We start from the raw sequence: 25,797 nt of genomic DNA on the forward strand, positions 1-25,797 counted from the left end.
CTGGGCCCGAGTCTACTTATGCGATGATTGGACTTGCGTTTGTTTTAATTGAGAGAAGTTACCGAGTAGCCTTTTTTTCCTGGCCTTTTTTCGTCACCTATTTCTTTGGAACTTCGGCTATAATTGAAGCACTAATTATATTGTCCCAATCGGTTGGAGTTTTCTTATTAAGGGAAAGAGAATGAATAAATATCTATTACTTGCTTTAGCACTAATCTCTTCGATTTCATGTTCAAAAGTAGAAACAATCAATATTAAAAAGCATAGCTTTAGTGAAGATCCTAATCGAATTGTGTGGTTGCAGATTGCTGGCCTTACAGAAGAAATATTAGCTATCCAAAGATTTTCCAGGCCCGCTCTTGAGCTAGGTGGACCTTTTGAAGAGTCTTCATGTATGGGCAAGATGTGGAATTATAATCTCTATACTTTAAGACCAGATGCTACGAGAGGTTTTCTTTCTCAGATATTTGGTACCAAAAATATTGTCGGTAATTGTTCTGATTATGAAAATTCTCCTATGTGGACAAGTTTTAAAAATATAGGATTTCAAATTGGGGTTTTAGAAAGTGGAGTCAAAGATGAAGACTCGCTTCTAAATTCTTGGAAATGTAATAGTGATAAGACTCAAATAGATAAGTCTATCTCTTTATGGAAAATGAGTGATAGTTCAAATAAAGATGCGAAGAGATTTCACTTTCAAGAAGATCTACCTCATGGAGATGGAGAGGTTTTTTATGATAAGAGTTGTAGAGCAGGTATTTGTTACGCTAGCTTAGAAAATAATGCCAAAGCTATCTTTAATAAATTTAAAAATAAAACAGTCAGAAGTATGCTTGTTGTTAGAGACTTTAGCTTACAAGAAACAATTCTTAGAAAAGATGTAGAGTCCCTTAGGGAGAAACTATCTGAGATCGAAAGACTGTACGCTTTCTTTCTGTCTGAGCAAGCAAAGGATCCTAGGCTCTTAGTTGTCGTCACAGGATCTGGTTCAAGAAATATCGAGCTGCCAAGATCAGGTAAGCAGTGGGAGCAATTTGATAAACAAGGAAAATTTCTTCTTTATAAGAGAAATAGCCTCATGTCCCCTAGCTTTGCAAAAGGACCAAGGGCAGAGAATTTTTGTGGTATCTATGAAGAAAGCTCTGTCTTTGAGAGATTTTTGTGGTCACCTGAAGAGAGAAAGTCTCCACTTAGCATTATAGGACTATAGCTTACTGTAAGCTATAGTTTATAACATCGTCTTTAGTGATAAGATAAAAAGTCTTACAGTAGTCACACTTGCTTTCGATATTCTCATCACCTTCAAATACTTCTTCAATACTTGAAGCCTGACATAGTGAACCTATAGAAGCGAGCATTCTCTCTCTTGAGCAATTACATTTGAACTCTATTAATTTACTTCCTAAGAATGTTAAACCTAGATCCTCAAAGGATTTTTGAATAATAGATTGCTCAGTTGTTGATTTAGAAAAAAGCTCATTTACAGTGGCCTGAATTTTCATCCAGTACTCTTTAATATTCATCGGTTCAATAATTTCCTCTTTATCAACTTTTACTGGAGGAAGCTGTACCAACATCATGCTCTGATCACTATCTTGTGAAACATGAATTTCAGATTTCATTTGATAGGAATCTTTCAAAATAGAGTTAACAACTTGAGTAAATTGACTCTTATTCAAATCAATAACAGAAGTATATGGAGTAGAATTATTTGGAAAGATTTTAGATAGTCTACACACGCCTGTAATCTCTTTTGGAGACTCATTGAATGTTTCAGGAAGAATCAAAGTTCTCATTCTTCCTGCGTGGTTCATCTCTATCTTCAATCTAAAGTAAGGATCTTCAGAATCAATAAATAACCCAAGACCTTCACCTGGCTTTAGAAGAGTCACTAGATTTTGAGCGGTTAGCACAGTATCTCTAAAATATGAAAAACCCTGACCCTTTACATTATGAATTATAGCAAGATCGTGAATTAACTTTTGCCCTTCCAGAAAGTGAACGGTAAAGTTATTTTCTCTATCCATAAAACTATATAATCGACTGTCTTCTAACATTATGCTTTTAACCTTTTTTTGCTATGATGATGGGATATTGAGTAACACAACTAGACTTTGAGTGTCATGGGGAAAATCTTGTGCTAAGCGTATATTTATATTCAAATTCCAAAGAAATCTATGATTTAGAACTTTTAGAAAATAGTGAACAAAGAGCAAAAATAATTTGTCCTCACCCAATGGCCGCGGATGCCCTTAGGGCCAAGATGACAAATCCACAAAGAGTTGAAGTTCTCACTGTATCTAAATTTGCATCAGATTTACTTCAGATTGTTGATCCAGATTTAGTCGCAAAAAGAAAAGCGCAACTTCTTGGTCAATTGGCCACTATCTGGAAAAAGAAGCTTAGCTCTTTTTCTGCCGATTCCTTCTTTGATTCATTTAACCTTTTTACAGAACTTAGAGGTTATAGTTTAGACTTTGAACTCATAAAGGAAGTTCTACCTTTTTATGATGAGGCCATTCAGGCAAGTTTGCCAATCTATTGGGCCTATCTTGAACAACTTGAAATTGTAGATGAGCATAAAGCAAATGAGATTCTATCCCATCATCTAAAAGAGGGCGATCTATGTAGTGAGGATGAAACTTTTATTTTTTGGGGCTTTAATCATATTAACTCGGGACAAATTGATTTTTTCAATTCCCTTGCAATTCGTAATACGGTAATTATTCCCTTTTCAAAGGAAGTATTTAAACAAACAAGACAAAGAGACTGGATTCGTTGGTTTGAGGCAAAAGAGCTTAACGAAGAACTTGTTAACTATGAGAATGAAGTAGAAACTTTCTTCTATCCTAAAAAGAGACTTGCTACCAAGATAGCTGAAATTAGCGAAAGTGAAACGGTTACAGAAATTTTACTCGCTGAAAAGAAACTCTCTGTGGATTCATGTTTAGAGGCCAGTTTCCAAGGAACAAACTTTAGAGCGGCCGCCGATCTCTTTAGCTCCTATGGTAAGAAGGTTCTAGATCAGCTAGAAAAAGTCGTTGGAGAGCAAGTTAGTGCTGAGACTTTAACAAATTATATTCAAGAGCTACTAACTAGTGAGTTAAATACTAAGAGTGATGCAAAGAACTTTAGACTAATTAAGGTATTATCTTTGGTACTAGATGCCTTAGAAGACTATATTAACTTATCTGAAGATAATGAAGTGCTTAAATTCTACGATCTACAAGTTCTTAGAGAAATACTAAACCTAAATTTCCCAAGAGATTACTTTATCCCAATAAATGATGAGCAACAAAAATGTTCTCTCTATGGCCTCAATGAACTTGAAAATTGTGGCAAGACGACATCACCACTATTTATTATCTCAGAGGATTATCAAGGGGTTAAAAAGGGAGGAAGTCGCTATCAAGAAGATGTGATTCAATTCCTATCTGCTCTTGGTCCAATCCAAAGACCTGAACTTGAATTTCTCATCGTGCGTGAAAAATTTAGGGAATTAATAAAGGAGAATACATATAAATTCTGTATTCAAGAGGGACTCTTAGATGGCGATCAAAATTGGAATGATTTTCTAAAAGGGATTACGTTAAAAGAAAAGGTCTTAGAAAGAGAAAAAAGTAATAAAAAGAGTGATGTTCTCGTTAAAGAATATGAAAGCTTTAATGCAAAAATATCTGCGAGTAAAATTCAAACCTATATCGATTGTCCTAGAAAGTTTTATTATTCTTTTATCGAAAGAAAAGAAATAAATTCTAATAATACTAAAGAGCTTCGCCCCAACGAGATAGGAAGTTTAGAGCATGAAGTAATTGAAAAATACTTTAAAGGGAAAAAAACTTGGGACGAAGAATTCTTTAGAGAGACAGTTGAGAAAACTTATCGAGAGTATATTGTAGAAAATAGAAAGAACCTTGCGCAAATGAAAGAGAAGTTATCAATCTATGAAATCTTGAATTATAGCGAAAATGGAATCAAATTTGTGCTGAATATATTGAATGAATTACCGGGAAGCGAAGTTTTATTTGAAGCACCTCTTGTTGCCGGTCATGATGTCTCTGGACGAATCGACTGCCTCGTTAAGTTTGAAGATAAACTTGCAGTTCTAGATTTCAAAAGATCGGGATTTAGCATTCCTTCTAAAACTGATATTGAGAAATTTTCTAAAGTTCAATTACCATTCTATTTAAATAATCTTGGGCAAGATCCTAAGAAAGTGATTTTTTGGGGCTATGTTAATCTCTCGGAACCTGAAGAGTCATTAATTATTAATGGCGAGCATGAGCTTGGAAAAGAATTTATGGCTAAGGTTAACTATAAGGTTTCAAGTCGAAAATCAGTTTTCGACGATATGAGTTCTTGGTTTTCTGAATATAAGGAATTTGAGCAAGAGATTATTGACTCATTAAAAAATGATACTCAGTGGAAGGCATCTCCTTTAAAGGATGATGTGTGTGGCTTTTGCAGTGTCGCCAATTTATGTACAAGGGGATCATCAATATGAGAGCACCTAATGATGAACAAAAATTAGCAATAGAGCATACGGGTGGTGTCCTTCTAAGCGCAGGGGCCGGATCAGGTAAGACATTCGTTTTAGTTGAACATGTGATCTACTTGGCAAGTGATTTCATAAGCAATAATAAAGGATTAAATCTACTAGAATTTGAATCTAAGCTTCAGTCTTTCTTTTCAAAAATTGTCCTTATGACGTTCACAAAGAAGGCCGCTGGGGAAATTTATGAAAGAATGATTGAAAGAATTGAGGCCCAGTTAGAAATTGTTGCAAAAGAGGAGCTTTCTGAATGGGTGCTTGTTAAAGAGTCAATTGACTATATGACTATAAGTACTATTCATGGCTTTTGTTACAAGCTTATCGGCCAAGGACTTATTCCTGGCGTTGCTTCGACAGTTGCAATTATTTCAGAAAGTGAGTCACGAGAAAGAATCACAAAACTCTTTGAACGCTGGTTTGAAAACCATCTTGATGAGCTACCAAGTAACGAATTCAAAAAAATCATATCTCTAAACTCTAAACAAATAATTAAATCAATGATTAGTGTGTTTGGCGCCCCTGAGATTAGAATGCAATGGAAAGAGCTCGAGTTCGATAATATGAATACTGACCTTGAAATTATATGGGAGAAAATTTGGTCTCTATTAGGGCTTGATTTTATTTGGAATGATAAATTTGATCTCCTCCCTTTTCAGGATCACTCAGACAAGGCTTGGTTTAGTACAATGTCTTGTGTGCAAAATGTCGGAGTTCCAAAAGGTATTGATGACTTAAAAGTTTTAAACGAAGTATTTAATAGTGTGTCTAGATTGACTGGACCAACTAAGAAGATTTTAACAAATGAGCTTGAAGAGCACTTTAATGCAGTTAAAGAGGTAAGAGCATTTGTTAAAAAGTATATTGATGATATTGAGGCCACCATCTCGTCTCTTGATAGTGATGTTAAGCACTGGTGGGAATCTTCAAAGATGATCTTTGATTATATTGAAAAGCACTACCGTGATATTCCAGGTTTTACTTTTTCTGACTTGGAGTACTATGTATCAAATTCTTTAAAGGTAAAAGAAACAAGAGATGCTATTGCGCTAAATTATCAATATTTTATAGTAGATGAATTTCAAGATACCTCTGAAATTCAATTTGAAATGCTTGAGAGAATCATTGATAAAGACTTTAATAAACTCTTTACTGTTGGAGACATGAAACAGGCCATTTATGGTTTTAGAGGTGGAGAGTTAGGGGTTTTTAAAGAGTGTATGGAAAAGACACCTCAGGTGCTAAAACTTAATAATAATTATAGATCTACTCATTCTGTGATTGATTTTAATAACTATGTTTTTGATTACCTTTTTAAACTAGGACATAACTATGAAGGTGTTGATCACCATAGTGTAGAAGTGGATTATCAGTCATATCCTTTTGAAAGGTCTGATGAGAATAGTGGAAAGATTATTTACACTGACTTTGATATAAGTTCTCACATTGATGAAGACTCAAAACCTAAATCTGAAGATCTATCATTCTTTGAAGCACAATCTATTTATAGTCATATTGAAAAAATTATTAAAGAGAGTCCAGATGATGGGATTTGTATTCTTTATAAAAATTTAGGTCCTTCAAAGTATTTAATTAATGAATTAATTAAAAATGAAATTGGATTTACTGCTCAAGTAAAAGTACCTCTTGCAGAAGACCCAATCCTTGGGATTTTTAATATACTGCTAAAATACTTGCTAAGTTCTAAAAATGTGGAAGAGCAGAGTAATTTAATTTTTCATCTTAACGGTTACTTTAACCTATTACACATTGATTCCCAGACCGACTATATTCAAAGAATTGCTCAGTTTGAGCAGGATCTTATTTCTGTAGGTGTTTACAACGCATTCTTAAAATTTACATTTTCATTTGGTGTTTTAAACTCAAACCATAAGAATAATGGGCAAATCCTTAAAGAAATTTGCGAGATGTGTGGAGATGATATTGAGATTATTCATATAAAATTGAATGGGTATGCAGATGTTAAATACTCTATTGAATTTGAATATGGCCTAAATACAAAACGTGTTCAAATAATGACGGCCCATGCTTCAAAAGGTCTTGAATTCGATCATGTATTCTTAGGCGGTATTCATAATAACGGTAAAACAATGCCTGAGATGAATATGTTTGGAAAGTTGCCGTGGAGCTTCAAGTGGAAGGCAGACTCACAACAAAAGAAGGCCTATATAACGCCAACTTTTATCTATGAAGGTCTATTAACAAGAAAGAAAGACTTTTCTGAATCAAAGAGATTATTTTACGTTGCAAGTACACGAGCTAAAAAGTTCTTATATTGGATTGACCTATCTAATGATGGCGACTCTCTTGATAGCTCTAAAAATAGTTGGATTTGTGGTCTTCGTAAATGGCAAGAAGAGGATCTTATCAATAAGATCGACTTCATGGAAAAGCTTAAATCTTGGTCCTGTGTTCAAGAAGAGATTAAAGGTGAGTTTGTAAAGCTTAAGGCCCCTCTCTTTCATACTGATAGTTTAGGATTAGAAAATTCTACACAAGAAAATCTAGATCTTGGAATTATTTCAGAACTTTCTGTAACAAGACTTGCTTCGGTTTCTCAGTGTCCTCGTAAGTTCTACTTACTCAATGTTTGTAAATTTTCAGAAGAAGAAGTAGAAAAAATCACAGGTAAAGAGTCTATTTTTAGTGGAGTTAAGAAATCAGAATCTATCGAAGAGGATAATGGACAGATTGTGACTTCTTCTGAAAGAGGAACACTCATTCATGAGGCGTTAAGCTTTGCCATTAAGAGAAACTGGATTGCACCTGCAGCTCTACTTGATAGTGGAAATAATAAAGATATCAAATCTTTTGATTGGGCCATTGCTGAGTTAAAGAAATATGAGCAGTCTCATGAATTTGTCTCTGAAGAGCTAATTAAATTTCCATTCTTTGGGCAAATGATCTCTGGAACACCAGACTTAGTTCTTATTCCAAAAGACGAGAATGAACTAGAAATTTGGGACTTTAAAACAGGAAAGAGAGCGGAAGATAAAGAAGTACCGTATTGGTTCCAATTAAAGACTTATGCATATGCTTATCAAATTTTGTTTCCAAAATTCAAAAATGTGAACGTTAAATTGACTTTATCGTTTGTTGATATGAATGAAAACGTGACTATCAATACTAACTACGAAAACTTGATTAAAGAACTTGGAGATTATTGGAGACTTACTTCAAAGCCTGATAAGACTAATCAGGAACATTGTGAGAAGTGTACATTTGGAAATTTATGCCACTTCTAAGAGCACCAGTTTATTGCAATCTATTGATATGATAGAATAAGTGCATGATTATAGAGGGGAGGAGCCCCTTTTTTAAATGCAGGATGCTTTTAGTATGAAAAATTTCATAGTTTCTACGTTCATTACGTTAGGTCTTCTTTCGTCAATTACTACTTTCGCCGCTGAGGGAGATGCTTATGACTTCTCATGGCTCGACCCAGATAAGGAAGTTTTTGTATTACAAAATCGAAAATTTCGAAAGGCCGGAAGATTACATGCAAACTTAGGTTACGGCTTTACCACCTCAGGTGCCTTTGTTGATGCTAGTGCATTTCAAGGACGAGCAGGATATTTCTTCAAAGAAGAATTGGGTGTTGAGTTTGTTTACTCTCTAAATAGTGGAGCTGAAAATGATACAGCAACATCAATTAGAAACCCAGGCGGAGCGGGCTCGTTTCCATTTAGAAGAATTGTAGATAACTATATGGGAGCAATGTTCTTGTGGTCTCCTTTCTATAATAAAATTAATACATTTAATAAAATTGTTTATATGGACTGGATTCTTGGACTTGGCTTTGCAAAAGTTGAAGAAACTAATAATCAAAATGAAATTCTTACAAGTGGTGGTAATACAACTTTAACGACTGAGTCACATACAGGAATTATGTGGGATATTGGTGCTAAGTTCTACTTGAATGAAATGTGGAGTTTAAGAATAGACTTGAATGCTATTAACTATAAGGCCATGGAAGCAAAATCTACCAATGCCACTGAGCAATGGTATAGCAACTATGACTTAACTGTCGCAGTTGGAATTAACTTTTAATAAAGGTAAGTGTAATGATCTTTAATAAAAAAGTATTCTCCTTTTTACTTGTACTGCTTAGCTTTAGTGCTCAGGCCAATGTTGATAAAGCTTGGAGCTATCTAGTAAAAAGTAGTGGGTCAGTTAAGTACTATCCGAATGTAATTAATGAATTAGTTGAAGAAAAGTTATACTTTGCTTCAATACCATATATCAAAGAGCTCTTAACTCGTGGTAATTCACGAAGTTCAAAAGAGCTTGATTCACTTATCGATAAAGTGGTCACCAATGTTGGTGTGAGACAATTTGAAGTTCTACCGACAAAGTTTTTAGCAAAATCTAACGCTCCTACTTTGAAATACATTCTAGCAAAGAAATATTTTAGACAAGGGAAGTATGATCTTGCCTTAAAATCACTTAATGGAACAATACCAAAGAATCATCCGGCGAAACCATTCGCACTCTTTCTTGAAGGATCAATCTTTACAATCACAAAGAAATATAAGTCTTCTTTGCAGGCATATAATGAATGTATAAGTGCTTCAGAGTCTGCAAACTCTTATGGTAATGAAAATAGAAAGACTCAGCTAAGTATTAATAGAGATTATTGTATTGTTGGAAAGGCAAGAACTAATTTCTCTACAGGTCAATACGAAAAAGCAAACCTTGATTATCTTGATCTAAGTAAATCTTCCCATATTTGGCCAGAAGTACTTTTTGAAGAGGCCTGGAATAGTTTCTACATGAGAGACTACAATAGAACACTTGGTAAACTTGTGACTTATAAGTCTCCCTTCTTGTCATTTATACACAACCCTGAAATTGATGTTCTGAGTGCGTTAACATTTATGGAGCTTTGTTTATGGCAAGATACTCTAAAAGTTGTAGATGAATTTTACGCTAATAATGAAAAAGATCATGCGCAAATTAGAGGATTTTTAAATAAACATAGAAAAGATTATAAGTATTTCTACTTATTGGCCAAGTCAAGAATGAATGGGAAAGTAAGAGGTAATAAACTTTTAAATAAAATGCTAAATTCTATTAATAGAGACCCTGCATATAGAGAAATCTTTGACTTCTTTCAAACAGGGAAAGATGAACTTGAAATTATCAACAAACTACCTGCTACTAAGATGAAGAGTATTCTAAAGATTAACTTGCGAGAAGCTTTAATCCTCCAAAGAAATCTGATTGGTGCCTATGTTAGAAAGAAATTACATCTTTCTTGGAACCAAGTGAATAAGACCTTTGTAGATATGAGTTATATCAAGCTAGAAGTCCTATCGAGAAGAAAGGAAAGTCTTTACTCATCTGAAGTTTCAATGAATAGAGGTCGTGGAGATGTTAAAAACTTAAAACGTACTGATAAGCAATACTTTTGGACTTTTAACGGTGAGTTTTGGGCAGATGAATTAGGGGATTATGTATTCTCATTAAAATCGGAGTGTAATGGTAATGCGCTATAGTCATAGAATATTAGTAAAATTATTAATTATAGTCTCCCTATGTACTACGTTCAGTACTTCTGCTGATTCATCAGCTCGTCGTAATGAACTTATTAGTGTTATAGATCTAGAGTTCAAAGAAGTAACTAGACTTAATAAGCAGATGAGAAATTCAAATCCTGAGCTTCTTCTAAGAATGGCCGAGCTACTACTAGAAAAAGCAAGATTGGTTAAAGAGCTTGAGAACGATAAGTTCATGTCTCTTTCTTCAGAACAGAGAGCAAAGTCAGATAAGAAGAAGTATTTTAAAAGATCAACTAGCTATTTTGTTAGTGCACAAAGAACTTGTGAGTTAATCCTCAAGAAATTCCCACGCTTTAAAGGAAAGTCTGATGTTTATTACATCATGGCCTATAACGCTAAAGAATTTCAGCAAGAAAAGAAAGCTCAAAACTACTTTTCTAAATCAATTGGATCATCGAAGAAAAAAGATTTTACTAATACAAGGTCACAGATTGCATTAGCTGAAATTTACTTCAATCAGGGCAAGTATGAAAAGGCCATACCATTATATAGAAATGCTTTTTCTAAAAAATCTCATAGAGATAAGTGGTATACAAAAGATAGTTACAATTTAGCATGGTCTTATTACAGAACAGGGCAAAAGAAGAGAGCAATTCGTATTATGAGAAATGCGTATGATCTCTCTAAAAGTTCTAAATATGTTGATATGTCATTTAGTATTGAAAGAGACTTAGCTTATTTTTATACAGATTCAGGAAGAGTTAATGAAGCAGTGAAGTTTTACAAAGAAATAGGTAAGAATATAGCTGCAAACTTACTAAAGGTCTCAACCTATCTCATGAATAGAGGGAAGTACTCTCAGGCTGAAAAGACTTTAATTCAGGCCTTAAAATACAAAGTATCTGAAGCTGAAGAAATTGAAATCAATATTAAGTTATTAAGTTTATATGAAAAGTTTGGCAAGTATGACAAGCACCTTAAGGTTTCGACTACTCTTGTAAACTATAATAAGGCGGGAAAACTTAATCCTGAACAAGTGAAAATACTAGATTATCACTTGAGAAGAGTTGGTGCAATCCTACAAAAACAAGTTACTGGAAAACAATATAAACAAAATAAATCATTACAGTCTTCAAAGGCCGCTCTGGCCGTTGGCTACTTTGATTTATTAATGATTTTCGATGCTGCAAACTCGTATAAGTACTCTTTTCTTGGAGCTGAGACCTATTATTCTGCTGGAATGATGAATGAATCTGCTAAGAAATATTCTGAGTCATCAAAGTTAGCATCTGCAAAAGGTGTTAAGAAGTATGAAAAACTGTCCAACGAAGGGATGATGGCATCTCTTGGGGGAAGTGGAGTTTCTAAAGAAACAAAAGGACTTTATCTAGAGTCAGTTTACATAAACTTCTTAAAAGAAAATCCAAGATCGAAGAAATCTGATGCGATTTATCAAAGACTATTCTCTTTATACTTTTCAAAGAATGATATTCCTTCATGTGAATCGACTCTCATATCTTACAGAAAGAACTTTCCTAAGAGTTACTCTACTCAAGAAGCAATGCTTGCCAGAATTATGGATCACTATAAAAAGAAAGGTGATGTGGAAGGTATTAAGAATTGGGTAAAGAGAATTAATAGTGGAGAATTTAGAGTTTCTAAAAACTACGCAAAGAAAGTGCGCATGACTCTTTTAACTATGCAGTTTGAAGGTGTTGAGAAAGCGAATACTAAAGGTGAGAAGAAAGAAGCATTAAGGCTCTATGTTGAAATTTATAAAGATGAGACTTCAACTAAAGAAGCTAAAAAGAATGCTGCTTATAATATTGCCATTCTCTTTCATGAACTTGGTGATAATCATAGAAGTTTTGGTTGGGCACAAAGAGCTCTTAGTCATATGAGTGGAAATAATGTAAAGAGGTTTCAGTCTTCATTTCTCGTTATAGCTAATGATTTATTCAGTGGGCAGATGTTTGTAGAGAGTGCGGAAATTTATGAAACTGTTTTTGATAAAGTTTGTAAGGTTCGAACAAATAATAAAGAAGTTTTCTTAAGAAATGCAGTCATTGTTCAACTTGCTGAAGGTAATAGTGATAAGGCCGCAAGTGTTCTTAAGAGTGCTTATGGATGTGCTGTAAACCCTTCAGTATTAGATGATCTAGAGTTAGAAATGTTAGATTACTATGTTGAGACGAAGAGCTGGAATCAAGCTGTAGATCAAGCTGAAAAATTGAGTAAATCGAAGAGAGTGTATAAGGATTTAATCTATCCTCTTGGGAAAATACGAAATGCTTATCTTGCGGCAGGTAGATCTTCAAATGCTAGAGAAATCGAAAAGAAGATGATGTATTACTACTCGAAAGTGAGAAATCCAAAAGAAGTTCAACTTGAAGGGCTTGATGAAATAGCATCTATAAGTATGCAAGACCTTGATAGAAGAATTAGCTCTTTAACTAGTTTTGAATTAGCTTTTCCTGATAAGACATTTAACACTCTTCTAAAGAGAAAGTTTCAAGAGCTTGATGGTGTAACGACTTCAGCTGTTAAACTTATGAATATTGGTTCTGGAAAAGGAATGATGAAGGCCTATGCCAAGCTCATTTATAGCTATAATCACGTTATCAATGAGATCGAAAACTTTAAACCAACAGGAAAGTCAGACGAATATGTACAGTCATTTAAAAAGAGTATGAAAAACCTCGTCGCACCACTTTCTGTAAAGGTCGTGGACTTCAAAAGAGAAGCGATTAAGCAAATGAAAACAAGTAAAATAATGTCTGAAGAGAATGTAAATATTCTTTATGAGAATGTATTTGTTCCACAATACTTACCAAATAATAATGGAATATTAATGGATAGAGGAGGTAGCAGATGAGAATACTAATACTGTTAGCACTGCTGCAATTTGCATCTTGTTCAAGTACATCAAATAAGACTGTAGAAGCCGGTCCATCTAAAGGCTCTATTGACGAGTTCTCTTGGATAGAGAATTCTGACTTCAATGCCGTTCGTGAAGTACCTTTTTCACCTCGTGCTGACTCTTTTAGTGGCGAGATTGCAAAAGTGGATTCACTTTCAAAGGAATCTCTTGCCAGAGTTCCGGAGCCAAAACTAGAGCAGTTTGAACAAGTTGAGAAGACTCAAGATGTTTTACTTGTGGCAATTTCAAGTTGCTATAGAAGACAATTTGATAAGGGAATGAAGATTTTTAAGGATAATCTTAGAAAATATAAGTCCCACCCAGGGTATTGGAACCTAATGGGAACTTGCTTTTATTTACAAGGTAAAATTAGAAAGGCGCTTCTTTCATATAATAAGTCGAGAGATTTAAAGAAGAACTATGCCCCTCCAATTAATAATATTGGAGTGATCTATCAGTATCAAGGCCTTGAGCAAAAAGCATTAGCTGCCTACAAGAAAGCTTCTGAAGTTGGTAATTTTAGTATGACACCTATGTTTAATATGGGGCAGTTGTATTTAAAATATAACTTGATAGATGATGCCAAAAATATTTATGAAAAACTTGTTCGAAGAAATAATTTTGATAAAGATGCTGTAAATGGTCTTGCGACTTGTTACCTTAAAGAAGGTAAGGCCAATGCTGCGATTAATCTCTACGCAGGTCTTGATACAGAGTTTAAAAAGAATCCGGCCGTAGGTATTAATTATTCTGTAGCACTTTTTTCCGCTGGAAGACAAAAGGATGCTCGTACAATTCTAGCAAATGTAGATACATCTAAACTTAATAATTACGAGAGTTACTATAATCAAGTTTTAAGAAAAATTGGTGGTACTAAATGATGAAAATAATCCTACCTTTGATAATAATGTTGATGGCCTTTACACCTGACTCTAATGCTGCTGATAAGAAAGTAGTTTATAGGTATAAGAAGTATGAAAAATTCGACTTTGAAGACCTTGTCATTGAAGGTGAGACAGGTGGACCTGGAGATCTTTCGATTTCCCCGAGATATCAAAGAAAATTTAAAAATAAGTTACCATACCGTAAAAACTTCAATGCCGAAATTAGAAAGGGTGTTGAGAGAGTTCGTTAAAAGAGGGTATTTATGAACATGGATGTTCAAACAGAGTTAAAAGATTTATTTGAATTACTCCCCGTTGGCGCTGCCAGTGGCCAAAAGGGTCAAGTAGTCAAAAGAAAGAGAGTATTAGTAGGAAGCTCTAGCGCATGTGATATTCATATTGATCACCCTACAGTTTCTCCTATCCACGCTGTAATCGAAGTCGTAGACGGTAAGTTTAAGATTTTTGATATGGATAGCCCAATTGGTACTTATCTAAATGGTAAAAAGATTGTTTCTCAAGAGTTTCAAATTGAAGACTCAATTAAATTTGGATCTATAGAATTTCAATTTAAGAATTACTCTTCAGATGATTTGCCACCACCTCTTGAAATGTTGGCACCGATTCAAAAGAAAAAAGAAACTATAAAGAAAGTATTACCTAAGAGTGCTCCTGTAAAAGAGACAAAATCTCTTCCTATAGAGCCTCCAAGAGTTGAGTATCCTCTTGGAGCTGATCCAAAAGCAGATTTCTCCGAATATATTTTCGAAGATGTTGAAACTCTCTATCCAATTTTTGACTATTCACCAACAAAGAAGTCTGTTGAGATCATTATTCTACATAATGAGAGAGTATATAGTGTTGATTACTTACCTGTTAAAGACGGTGTTTTTAATCTAGTAGGTTCTAAAGCGGGCTCAAGAGATGTTGAGTATGCCTATTTAGGTAAGACAGAGAAAGTTCCATTTGTAGAAATTAGAGGTAATGATGTTTTTATAAACTCATTACATGGGTATGAATCAATGAGTTTAAGTGACTCAAAGAAAGATACCGCAGCCTCCCAGATACTACTAGGGAATGACGATATCATTAGATTTGTTAATGGAGATTTACAAATCTATGTAAGAGGAACTGATGCGCCACCAAAGGTTGCTCATGCTCCAATAATGAGAAGAGATAAGGAATTTATTAAGTGGCTTATTCTCGTTTTCTTATTTTGCTTAATGTTCTTGGGGTTCTTTACTTTCTATGCAGTTGATGAAGAAATTGAAAAAGAGAAAGTTCCAGAAAGAATCGCGACAATTCTCTATAAAAAGAAACTAACTGTTTCTAAAACAAAGGCCATCGATAAGACTAAGGATAAGCCTAAGGAGAAAATTCAAAAATCTCCACAACAAAAGAAAGTTACAAAGGTAGCAGTTAAGAAACAAGATGTTAAAAAGGTCGAAACGAAGAAAGCTAACGTTAAATCAGGTTCTAAAAAAGCTATAAGTAAAGCACCTGCTAAGAAAGCGACAGCTAATAAAGGTCCTGTTGATAAGAAAATGGATCAGGTATCAAAGCCTAAGAAAACAGGTGGAAAGGCCTCAAATAGTAAATCTACAGCAAATAAGAAAGTTGCGAATTCCAAGTCTAAAGGTGCTGTAGATGTGTTTAAGTCTGCCGACTTTTCAAGTTCTCTTAGTTCACTTATGGCAAAGGGTGGAAGTGTGAAATCTGCTCAAGCTGTAAACACGCTCGATTCTAGCTCTGGGAATGAAGCTAGTATTGGAGGAAGTGACTCTGCAACTTTAAAAAGAGCAAAAGTCTCTAATAATGTTGGAAGCTTAACTGGTGCAACTTCTGGTAAACTTGATTCATCTAAAGGTGTTAGTGGGTTAGTGAATAAGAAGAATATCTACACTGCAGGAGTTCCATTTGAAGAGGTTGTCCTTGGTGGAATGGACCCAGACGTAATTAGAAGAATTTTAATTGATAATATTCCACAGTTTAGATATTGCTATCAACAAGAGCTTGATAGGGCCAAGGCCGCATTTAATGGAATCGTGAGATTAGACTTTATCATTGGAGCTTCTGGACACGTTAGCAAAGCTAGTGTTGAATCTGCCTCTAAGGCCTTGCCGAGTAAAGTTAAAGGTTGTGTTGTGAACGTTCTAAAAGGAATTAGATTTCCTGAACCACTTGGTGGTGGTGTTGTAGAAGTTAATCAACCATTTAACTTCTATCCAAAAAGAAAATAATTTAATTTTATCTCCTTTGCACTTCTTTTGCGAAGGAGATTTTTTAGGTTTAAACCATCATTTAACAATGCAGTCCTTTTAAAATTTATTCTAGAAGAGCCAAAAGTATTTGGCTTTTTTTATTCAAATATTAGATGCTCTATGAATACGGTCCTTTAAGGCCGGAGTCTACTTGGCATTTCTCTTAGTAAGAAAAATTACCTTTAAAAACATATGTTTAGATAAGTCGTTAATAAAATGTGTTTTCTTTATTTTGTCTTAAATTATCCTCACGAATATGTCTGAAGTTAACGATAATTATGAAAATACGAATATATATTAAAACAAGGTCCATTACATGAATGTTGTACGTCTTCTCATTGTCTTTTTTGTTGGTTTAACATCGGCCTTCTCTCTAGAGTGTGGATTATCCGAAAATCTTGAAATGAATTGTTCAAAAACAAAGAGAGTTAAAAACCTCGAAGAGTTGAATGAGTATATGAGTGACTACGCAGCGATATCTGGTATAGCGAAGAATCTATTAATTGATTTTGATCTCAATACTACTGATGATTTAAGTATTCATTCACCATGTAAAGTAATATTCAAAAGACTTAAAGACTTAAAAGCAAAAAATCTATGTGTAAATGGAAAAGAAGGAATAGTTTTTCAAAATAATATAACTCTAAATGCCCAAGACGTATCACTACACTCAAAGAAGAGAATCGTTATAAGACATCATGCAAATATTACGGCAAATAATCTGTCTCTCTTGTCATCTGGAGATGGACTTGATTCAAGAGTCCATATTAGACATGACTCTCAGGTGAATGTTAATAATTTAACTCTAGTGGCAGACGCAAGAGCAACTCTAGGGCATACATCTACTTATCAAATACAAAACTCATTAAATATAAATTCAAAATTAGAATTTTCTGCAATTTGGAAGAATTCAACTATTAATGCCAAAGAAGTAAAAATATCGTCAGATAACAGAGCTAGATTTTCCAAAGGAGTCGTTCTAAATGCAACGACTATGGATATTTCATCACCTGAGTGTAATGCATCAAATTTAACTGTTGCGGCCGCGTCGGGAGGAAATTGTTTTGATACGACAAGACCTGTTGCAAAGCTTACAAGGAGTGCTAAAGAGATAAATGCTGGACAGAGTGTTAGCTTTAGCGCAAAAAAATCAAGTGATGACAAAGGTATTATCAAGTATGAATTCTTTGTGAACTCTGAACTGGTTAGATCTAATCAAAATCCTGAATTCACTCATAAATTTGTCGAAGCAGGTATTTTCTATGTCGAATTAGTTATTGAAGATGCTGATGGATATAGGTCGAGTGCTCGAAGAAAAGTTATTGTTAATGAGACGCTTGCAACTTCAGAGGGTTCTTACTTTGATTATAGAATTGTAGACAATACCCTAAGTTTAATTTTTCATCAGCTTATTCCTCATGAAGAAATAGCTTCTGCAAAGTACATCATCACAGAATTAAATGGAGAAGAAGGAGTCTTTGAGTTTCCAATTACTAATTTCTATCATAGATCGGAAAAGATTTTTGAAGATTTTGGAGGGGGACAATATAAAGTAGGTCTAAGTGTTACGGATATTTATAATCGAACATTCTTGTATGAAAGAGCAATAGACTATACAGGAGAGAGTGAGTTTTATAAAGAACCTCCAATCATAGAGTACAAAGTGACTCAGGTCGCACCTAAAGAGATCATGGTTGATTTTAGAAAGATCTTTGATCCAAGTGATAGGCTTCAGTGGATTGATATAGATTGGGGAGATGGTACTGTAGAAGAGGCCGACTATATATCGACAGCGTTTCTAAAGCATAAGTATTCAACCACAGGTACATTTGAAATTAAAATCCTTGTTGCAAAAGAAATTGATGGAAAGCAAAGTATTTCTGAGTCAATTCGCCTCGTAACTGTAACAAATGATGAAGTGCCTCAATTAGCGCCAATTATTGATTATAATATTTTTATCTCAGACTTTGCTCCATATGTAACTTTCAATATAGATCGTTCAATTTCCCCAAATGCGGAAATTGTAAGTGTCGTATTCGATCATGGTGACGGGTCTTTCTATACTGGAAAGGATTTTATACACACTCACTTTTATGAACCAGGTGCATATATTTCTAAACTTACAGTCACAGACTCGAATGGTTTAACCATGACCCAATCTCTACAGGTTGTTATTAGTGATCAAGGAAATCCCTTGATTGCAGAGTTGAAGTGTGATGAAAATTTATCCCTTTTAAGAGTTGAATGTGAAGTGGTTGGAATTGATAAGTTCTCGGAACTTTCTGAGATGAGTATTGATTGGGGAGATGGAAGTGTTGAAAGTATTGATTTGCATCAAGGAGACTTTACTTGGGAAGATGTTGTCCATAATTATGCAAGTAAAGGCGAGTACTCTATAATTTTAACTGTTAAGAACTTTAGAAATGAAAAAGTAGATTCTTCTTTCTCTGTAAACTTCAATGGTGGAGGAGATGGAAAAAGGCCTTTTGCCTCAATTGATTGTGCTCCTACGGGAAGTGGAAAAGAGGTTCGGTGCGACTTTTCTGATTCTTATGATTCTGATGGTCATATTGAAGTATTTAAGGTTTCAATGGGCGATGGAGTAGTTTACACTTTTAATAATTCAGCTGAACTTGTTCATAGTTACGCTACGAATGGACTTTACATCGTAGACCTAGAGGTTACAGATAATTCCGGTCTCACTTCAACGGCATCTAATTCTTTTGAGTTAGTAAATCAGGCTCCTTTGATTAATGTTTTTTGCGATAGTATCGGACCTCATAAGCTTAGTTGTTACTCGTATTCAACTGATCCTGATGGGTTTATAGCAAATACTCTTTTTGATTGGGGCGAAGGCATTCAGAGTGGTACTGAGGATAGCTTTGAAACAACTTTACAGTCTGGTGGGATTAAGCATGTGCATGTGTCTGTTTTTGATAATGAGGGGAAAGTCTCTTCGACACAAATAGATGTCGTTGTGGCAGAGAATGTCCTTCCAAGTGTAGATTTCTTATGTCGTACGCCTTCAGTAGGTGAGGTGAAATGTGAAAATAGTTCAATTGACATTGATGGTGAGGTCGTTAGTTTTGAGTGGAATGTTTCTGGAAATGTAGTACGTTCTGATGTTTTATCTTTATCAAATATTATAGAATCACCTATAAATATCTCACTTACTGTTACTGATAATCTAGGTGGAACTTCTTCTTTATCCAAAAGTATTGAAGTCTTATTGAACACCGCTCCTATTGCTTCTGCAGAGTGTCTTGAATCTGGATTTTTCACTATTGAATGCGATGGTTCGTCTTCGTCTGATCAAGAGAGTACGGAGCTAATGTACACGTGGTATTTGGATAATGTAATAATAGGAAATGAGCAAAAACTTTCATACAAATTTGATAAATTATCTGATTCCGTTTTAAAACTTGAGGTTAAAGACTCTGATGGGGCGAAGAGTGAAGCTGTTGTGTCGTATAGCATCTTAAAACCTGAGGTCTCTCTAAATATTGGTTGTACGCAATATGATAATTATGCTGTTAGATGTACGGGGTTTTATCCATTTCAAATTAATGAAGAGAGTGCATCGTTTAATTGGTTTGTTAATGGAGAGTTAGTTTCTGAGGCAAAAGAGTTAGACTATCTTAGTTCTGAAACAGAAACATTGAGTATTAGACTTTTTATTAGTATGGGCAATGGTCTTTTAGAATTGGATAAAACAGAAGAGTTTACATTTACAGAACTTCCTCAGAATATGATAAAAAGTTCAGCTTCTTTAGTACAAGTGAGCGAAGTTAAAACCTTGTATAATAAACTTGATGAATTAACTTTAGAGCTAAGAGATGGTTCTCCTCTTTTCAGTGAAGATGGGAATATATCAGACTTAGTTATTTCAATAAATGGAGAAACTACTGTTGATGAAGGTTTTTTGTTTGAAAATAATATATTCAAACTTAGAGGTCTCTTTGCAGAAGGATTAAATCATGTTGAAATCACATTTTTGGATGACTTGGGTAGAACTGTTAATTTCCAATCTAGCTATATTTTTGGTTCAAAAAGTATTCATCTGAATAATCCAGAAAATAGAGAGTTAGATATTACTTTTTACGACTTTGATCATAATGAAATTTATAAAATTCAATCCAATGAAAGTAACATAACTGTTAATGATATTCCTTCCATCGATATGTACCTTGTTTCTGTGTTGGGAAAACTTACACGAATAAATCACTTTGAAGAAAATAGTTTAGAGATAGACTTGGCAGACTTTAGTCTACCTTCTGAAGTTAATGATTCTAATTTTGATATCAACAATAGCTTGCAAGGATGGAATCTTCAGAAGGGAAGCTACTCTCAGGCAACTTCTAGTATCGATCCTTTCACTGGTAAAGAGCGCTATTCTAGTAAGCTTCTACCTAATAGTGATGGTGTTATAAAAATAGAGTCACGATTATCACTAAAGGACTATACTGAAAAGATTTATGAACTACCTTTTTCTAGGTCTCTAAATACTGGTGATATTCTAATTGCCTATATTAGTAACTTAAAATCGGGAAAAGTAGTAAAAACTGTCTATAAGTCTATTCAAAATACAGAGTCCATTCTCTCGAGCGAAATAACTGATTCACTATTTAGTGAGCTTAGCGGTGAAGAAGAGGAACTTTTGATTTCGTTCTACCTGAAGACAAATAGCATTTCTAGTGAATTTAGTTTTACAAATATCTTGATTCCGTATGCGATTGCTCAATCAAGCACTTCGCCAAGTGGCAAATCAAGTGTAAGTATTTCTCACTACAAAATGGTAGATACAATAGTTACCTTTAATAAAGTTCGAGATAATCAAGGATTTAGGATTGCGGAGCTTGAACCCTTGTCTGTCTTACCGTCTCGTCCCTTTGCAGATAATTATGGTGCAAAAATTAATAACGAAAATGTTTACAAAGTATTAATTGATGCGAAAATTGTTAGACCCTTGGGGCAAGAAGTTTTTGTTTATATTTGTGATTTTTATTCACCTTCCCCCAATATAAATAACTGTGTAGAGATCAGACTAGAGGAAGGCGAAAACTTTTTCACTAGAAATAAAGAAAATGAATATGATGTCATCTTCAAAGAAAGTGATCTTAGCTATACTCCAGAATTCTTTTTTCTCTGTTTAGGAACTAGGAGTAGTTTTTCTTGTGCAAAGAATGAAAATGGATACAGGTTTCGTAAACTAATAAGTCTATCTAAATTATACCCTTCTGCATTGAGGTATGGCTTAAGAAAAGGTACTGATAACTCGGATGGTGCAGTTGATTGGATTTCGAGTAGCCATATGGGATTATTTTCTTGGTTAGAATTGGATACCGTTTTAGGGAAAGTGCGTTTTGACGATGCTGGCCATGTAAGTAGTTATAAAAAAGATGTTGAAATAGCGGGGCACTTGGAACATCATTACGGACTTTCAATCGATTTAAGGTTTTTAGCTACGACACCTCCTCCCGGAGTAGTTCAGAATTCTGAAATATTCCAAGGGGCAACATCTCCTACTAATAGTATCTATGATGCGATAGCAATAAATCAAATTCTTGATAATGCGAGGCCGCAGTATATTGAAAAAGTTCTGTTGAATTATAACGGAACAGATTTTGGTTACTATGTTAATAATACATGCCTTAGCTCTGGATATAAAATGAGTAAAATTTTAAGACACACTGGAAGCGGGCACAGAAATCATTTCCATTTAAAATTCTTTGATGCACTAGATGCGGGAAATATTCAATCTAGAGAAATTAGCTTGTTTAGTAATGAAGAAATTGTTAGAAGAACCGCGTATGATCATGAGCTAGGACATAGTTTTAAAGATGAATCTTACCTTAAAAAGGAGAAACGGCCAGTTATTATTCCTTTAGATAGAGTTGATGTAAAAGGAAGTGATTTTTATTTTCCCAAGAGGGATGAAAATATCTATTCTTTTGAAGACAATTCAGTGAAAGTCGTAGATTGGAGGAAGTATCAAGTCTTGGATCCTGAAGCAAGAAAGAGAATGAAGCTTCTTTGGAATTCAGAGGATGATGGGGACAGCTGTTTTGAACAGGTTGTGCAACTTGATTTTGATACTCAGAAGACAACTGTTGATACAGAAAAGTTGCCAAAGGTAAAAGAATTCTACTCTAGTGGAGAGAGTCTTGAATTAAAATTTGATAATACAGCGTTTTCTCCCTTAGATTCATTTGGAAAAATAACTATTTCCCTTACGGGGGAATTGATTAAAGATGGAGTAAAGGTTAATTCCATTGTTAAAGATGTTGAGTCAGTCATAAGTGAGTCGGGAAGAAGGACCTTTAATGTAGATTTATACCAGTCTATTCCTATACACACGTTTAGTGGTCGTGACGATTTGGAAAAGACAGTTCGTCTAGGGGCTGGGATAGAGAGTATAGATGGAACAAATCAAACAGAAGTATTTTCAAAAACAATTACGATTTGTCCGATGGGGACATCTGTAGGAGAAGGTAGGTGTAATTACCCTGATCCGGCAACGCCAGAGTTGAATCCTGAAAAAACACCTATTGTTAAAGAGGAAGGACTAAAAAGTGGACCATGTTATGGTTTAGAAGATAACAGAGGTTACAAGAAAGAGTGTACATATCATGTTCGATGTTCAGGAAAATGGTCCAAGCTTGTAGGGCAAGAGGAAAAGGTTGCTTATCATCCTCATCAGTATAATTGCAAAGATGTTGATGGTTCGTTTGAATTTGTTAAAACTGAAGTTATTACTCCAACGCTTCAAGCATTTTGCATGAATCCAAACGGAGAGCTTGGCGAAGGGTTAGATTTGGTGTGTAATTAGAAAATGTAGTATAATAATGAAGAAATGATTAACTAGGAAATATATAATGAGCTTAAAGATTAACTTTATCCTTTTACTTCTAAGTTTTAGCGCAAAGTGTTTCGCTTCATCAGACCCATTCGCTGACTTCAATATCGATCCAAGAAAGTATAGCTTAATTTTGGACTATCATGACGATAGAGATGCTGAAGATGAAAAAGGTCTGAAAGAGAACTACAAATTCAAATTTCCTTTAATTGAGTTTTACAAGAATAAAGAACTTAATGGATCACCAATCGGAAAACTAAATGAAGAGGGTCTTTACATTGAAGGCAAGAAGGTTTGTTACACAAAAAATATTCTTGCTGATAACTATAATATTTTGCTTGAGGATGTCGTCCTTCCTGGTTATCTCGGAGATGGAGATGTATACACCGTTGGTGAATACTCGAATGGTATAAAATTTAACGCTATAAGGTGTCCATTCTTAGGATATAGACAGGAAGCCGGTTTGAAACTAATGACAGCACTAGTCTTAGAGGATTACGATGAAAAAACTAAACTGGCTAAAATACGTCTTGGTGATGGAGTCGCCTATTTTTCTGCTAAAAAAATGAGTATTCAATATTTACACAGACCACCACTACGGACAATGGATCACTATGGTGTTGATCCAATAAAGCTTGCTAAGCATATTGAGTCTAAGTTTACTGAATATTTAAAAAATCGAAGGGATCGTTTTAAACCTAAAGTAAGTGGTGAGACTTTTGAGCAACGATACGGACTAGAGGATTACTTTTCTCTATCTAATCTTGACTGGATGGATAGATATGGTGCTAAGGAATATAAAGAAAGTTTAATTAAGAAATATGGAAAATTTCAGATTATAAAGCATTTTGACTTTGAGAATATGAATTTTTATGTAGCTAGATATAAGAATAAAACTAAAGGAAAGAAGGACATTATTGAAATAAATCTATGGAAAGAAGATATGAATAGAATTCTTCTATGGAAGAATTTGGATAATGGCAATGTTAAGTACTATGAATTCTTCGAAATAGGTTTTTCTGATAAGAAAACAAGTTTTAAAGATAATGCAAGTTTTATGATTCCTCAATTCGAATATGAAGGAACATGGGACGATTTTTAATAACCATTTCTTGAATTTCGGCTAAACCGAAAGAGCTAACAAGCTTCATCTGAAATAATGGCCAGGCCCTCTTATAGGGCCCCACTTTTCTTATCTAAGTAGTACTGATAATATCCTGGGTAGTGATTGATTCCACCTTTTCTACTTCAATAACTTTGTCCGTGAAATAATAAAAAAAAATGCATGAATTTTTGACTTAGCTAAAACCATTTAGCATTGTACTTTTTTCTTCGTGATGATCTTCAAAGAGTAGTAAATGCTTATTCTAAAGGTAATCAGGAAATTAAAAAAGTACTCTCAGATTTATAATTTTAGCTTAGTTGTTTAAGATTTCTTGAAAGATAAGAACTTATACTCTTAATTTCTTTTCTGTATTTTATCTTCTCAACATTCTACTTTAAAGAATTCAATAAATTCATTTTGATTACATCCAGATGCAGCCTATAATTAGTTAAGTACTTTTAAATCTAATAATTATATTCGTCATTACTGGGAAATATATAATGAATCTTAAAATTAACTTTATCCTTTTGCTTCTAAGTTTTAGTACAAAGTGTTTCGCTTCATTCGCGCCATTTGCTGACTTCAATATCGATCCAAGAAAATATAGCTTAATTTTGGACTATCATAACGAAAGTGGTACTGAGGGGGAAAAAGTTCTGAAAGAGAACTACAAATTCAAATTTCCTTTGATTGAGTTCTACAAGAATAAAGAACTTAATGGACCACCAATCGGAAAACTAAATGAAGAGGGACTTTACATTGAAGTCAAGAAGGTTTGTTACACAAAAAATATTCTTGCTGAGAACTATAATATTTTGCTTGAGGATGTCGTCCTTCCTGGTTATCTCGGAGATGGAGATGTATACACGGTTGGTGAATACTCGAATGGTATAAAGTTTAACGCTATAAGGTGTCCATTCTTAGGATATAGACAGGAAGCAGACTTGGAACTAATGACAGCACTAGTCTTAGAGGATTACGATGAAAAAACTAAACTGGCTAAAATACGTCTTGGTGATGGAGTCGCCTATTTTTCTGCTAAAAAATTGAGTCTTCATTATTTACATAGACCGCCACTACAGACAATGGATCACTATGGAGTTGATCCAATAGAGTTTGCTAAGCATATTGAGTCTAAGTTTGCTGAATATTTAAAGCAGCGTAGAGATCGATTTAAACCTAAAGTAAGTGGTGAGACTTTTGAGCAGCGATACGGACTAGAGAATTACTTTTCTCTATCTAATCTTGACTGGATGGATAGATATGGTGCTAAGGAATATAAAGAGAGCTTAATTAAGAAATATGGAAAGTTACAAATTATAAAGCATTTTGATTTTGAGAATATGTTTGTTTATGTGAGAAAATTCAAAAATAGTATTAAAGGAAAGAAGGATATAATCAAACTATCTTTTGTTAAAGAAGATATGGATAGTTATAGGTTATTTAAGAATTTTACTAATAATCACATAAGATACTCTGATTTCAAAATTGGATTCTTAAAGGATTATGATCAATTTAAGAGATCTCGTGGCCTAATTATTCCGACACAGGAGTATGAAGGATATCCAATGGAAGATTTTTAGTTTTTCTAGTGAAGCGTTTTTTAGAGTGCATAACTTTCTTCTAAAAATATAGTTTGCACTTTTGGTTTCGCTATATCTAAAAACTTCCATTCATTCACATTTGCTCATATGTAATTT

At 34.2% G+C, this 25,797-nt stretch carries 13 protein-coding genes; 12 read left to right on the forward strand and 1 reads right to left on the reverse strand.

Going from position 1 to position 25,797, the window contains the following annotated elements; genetic code table 11:
* Positions 1 to 181 precede the first annotated feature (181 nt).
* Positions 182 to 1,210 carry a hypothetical protein gene (locus tag DPQ89_RS14365; protein ID WP_127717726.1) on the forward strand — a complete coding sequence of 343 codons (1,029 nt, stop codon included), beginning with the start codon at positions 182 to 184 and terminating at the stop codon, positions 1,208 to 1,210.
* A gap of 1 nt (position 1,211) precedes the next feature.
* On the opposite strand, the gene DPQ89_RS14370 is transcribed toward DPQ89_RS14365, so the two are convergent.
* The gene (locus DPQ89_RS14370; protein WP_127717727.1) at positions 1,212 to 2,057 is read right to left on the reverse strand and encodes an Hsp33 family molecular chaperone HslO; all 846 of its coding nucleotides are present in this window, start codon (positions 2,055 to 2,057) and stop codon (positions 1,212 to 1,214) included.
* An 80-nt stretch (positions 2,058 to 2,137) separates the two neighbouring features.
* On the opposite strand from DPQ89_RS14370, the gene DPQ89_RS14375 reads away from it, so the two are divergent.
* The 11 genes from DPQ89_RS14375 (at position 2,138) to DPQ89_RS14425 (ending at position 25,680) form a co-directional block, all read left to right on the forward strand.
* Positions 2,138 to 4,504, forward strand: a complete 2,367-nt coding sequence (locus DPQ89_RS14375; protein ID WP_127717728.1) for a PD-(D/E)XK nuclease family protein — start codon at positions 2,138 to 2,140, stop codon at positions 4,502 to 4,504.
* Positions 4,501 to 7,815: an exodeoxyribonuclease V subunit beta gene (locus tag DPQ89_RS14380; protein ID WP_164848434.1), complete on the forward strand. Its 3,315-nt coding sequence runs from the start codon at positions 4,501 to 4,503 to the stop codon at positions 7,813 to 7,815. The genes DPQ89_RS14375 and DPQ89_RS14380 overlap by 4 nt, the downstream gene beginning before the upstream one ends.
* Before the next feature lie 94 nt (positions 7,816 to 7,909).
* Positions 7,910 to 8,620, forward strand: a complete 711-nt coding sequence (locus DPQ89_RS14385; protein ID WP_164848437.1) for an outer membrane beta-barrel domain-containing protein — start codon at positions 7,910 to 7,912, stop codon at positions 8,618 to 8,620.
* A gap of 14 nt (positions 8,621 to 8,634) precedes the next feature.
* A complete protein-coding gene (locus DPQ89_RS14390; protein ID WP_127717731.1) occupies positions 8,635 to 10,068 on the forward strand; it encodes a tetratricopeptide repeat protein in 1,434 nt (477 codons plus the stop codon).
* Complete coding sequence (locus DPQ89_RS14395; RefSeq protein WP_164848438.1) at positions 10,058 to 12,946, forward strand: tetratricopeptide repeat protein; 2,889 nt, start codon at positions 10,058 to 10,060, stop codon at positions 12,944 to 12,946. The genes DPQ89_RS14390 and DPQ89_RS14395 overlap by 11 nt, the downstream gene beginning before the upstream one ends.
* On the forward strand, positions 12,943 to 13,872 hold the full coding sequence (locus DPQ89_RS14400; protein WP_127717733.1) for a tetratricopeptide repeat protein: 930 nt from the start codon (positions 12,943 to 12,945) through the stop codon (positions 13,870 to 13,872). Before DPQ89_RS14395 ends, DPQ89_RS14400 begins: the two co-directional genes overlap by 4 nt.
* Positions 13,869 to 14,126 carry a hypothetical protein gene (locus tag DPQ89_RS14405; protein ID WP_127717734.1) on the forward strand — a complete coding sequence of 86 codons (258 nt, stop codon included), beginning with the start codon at positions 13,869 to 13,871 and terminating at the stop codon, positions 14,124 to 14,126. Before DPQ89_RS14400 ends, DPQ89_RS14405 begins: the two co-directional genes overlap by 4 nt.
* Positions 14,127 to 14,138: 12 nt before the next feature.
* Positions 14,139 to 16,115, forward strand: coding sequence for an AgmX/PglI C-terminal domain-containing protein (locus DPQ89_RS14410; RefSeq protein ID WP_127717735.1), 1,977 nt, complete (start codon positions 14,139 to 14,141; stop codon positions 16,113 to 16,115).
* A 337-nt stretch (positions 16,116 to 16,452) separates the two neighbouring features.
* Positions 16,453 to 22,965: a PKD domain-containing protein gene (locus tag DPQ89_RS14415; protein WP_127717736.1), complete on the forward strand. Its 6,513-nt coding sequence runs from the start codon at positions 16,453 to 16,455 to the stop codon at positions 22,963 to 22,965.
* Between the two features lie 46 nt (positions 22,966 to 23,011).
* Entirely contained in the window at positions 23,012 to 24,094 is a 1,083-nt protein-coding gene (locus DPQ89_RS14420) for a hypothetical protein (protein WP_127717737.1), read from the forward strand.
* Between the two features lie 503 nt (positions 24,095 to 24,597).
* Positions 24,598 to 25,680, forward strand: a complete 1,083-nt coding sequence (locus DPQ89_RS14425; protein WP_127717738.1) for a hypothetical protein — start codon at positions 24,598 to 24,600, stop codon at positions 25,678 to 25,680.
* Positions 25,681 to 25,797 lie beyond the last annotated feature (117 nt).

It is taken from the genome of Halobacteriovorax sp. HLS (assembly GCF_004006665.1).
Lineage (GTDB): Bacteria > Bdellovibrionota > Bacteriovoracia > Bacteriovoracales > Bacteriovoracaceae > Halobacteriovorax.

Bases quoted from the DNA above. Each gene is read 5' to 3' on its own strand.
- DPQ89_RS14365 (WP_127717726.1), top strand. From the start codon at position 182: ATGAATAAATATCTATTACTTGCTTTAGCACTAATCTCTTCGATTTCA.
- DPQ89_RS14370 (WP_127717727.1), bottom strand. From the start codon at position 2,057: ATGTTAGAAGACAGTCGATTATATAGTTTTATGGATAGAGAAAATAAC.
- DPQ89_RS14380 (WP_164848434.1), top strand. From the start codon at position 4,501: ATGAGAGCACCTAATGATGAACAAAAATTAGCAATAGAGCATACGGGT.
- DPQ89_RS14385 (WP_164848437.1), top strand. From the start codon at position 7,910: ATGAAAAATTTCATAGTTTCTACGTTCATTACGTTAGGTCTTCTTTCG.
- DPQ89_RS14390 (WP_127717731.1), top strand. From the start codon at position 8,635: ATGATCTTTAATAAAAAAGTATTCTCCTTTTTACTTGTACTGCTTAGC.
- DPQ89_RS14395 (WP_164848438.1), top strand. From the start codon at position 10,058: ATGCGCTATAGTCATAGAATATTAGTAAAATTATTAATTATAGTCTCC.
- DPQ89_RS14400 (WP_127717733.1), top strand. From the start codon at position 12,943: ATGAGAATACTAATACTGTTAGCACTGCTGCAATTTGCATCTTGTTCA.
- DPQ89_RS14405 (WP_127717734.1), top strand. From the start codon at position 13,869: ATGATGAAAATAATCCTACCTTTGATAATAATGTTGATGGCCTTTACA.
- DPQ89_RS14410 (WP_127717735.1), top strand. From the start codon at position 14,139: ATGAACATGGATGTTCAAACAGAGTTAAAAGATTTATTTGAATTACTC.
- DPQ89_RS14415 (WP_127717736.1), top strand. From the start codon at position 16,453: ATGAATGTTGTACGTCTTCTCATTGTCTTTTTTGTTGGTTTAACATCG.
- DPQ89_RS14420 (WP_127717737.1), top strand. From the start codon at position 23,012: ATGAGCTTAAAGATTAACTTTATCCTTTTACTTCTAAGTTTTAGCGCA.
- DPQ89_RS14425 (WP_127717738.1), top strand. From the start codon at position 24,598: ATGAATCTTAAAATTAACTTTATCCTTTTGCTTCTAAGTTTTAGTACA.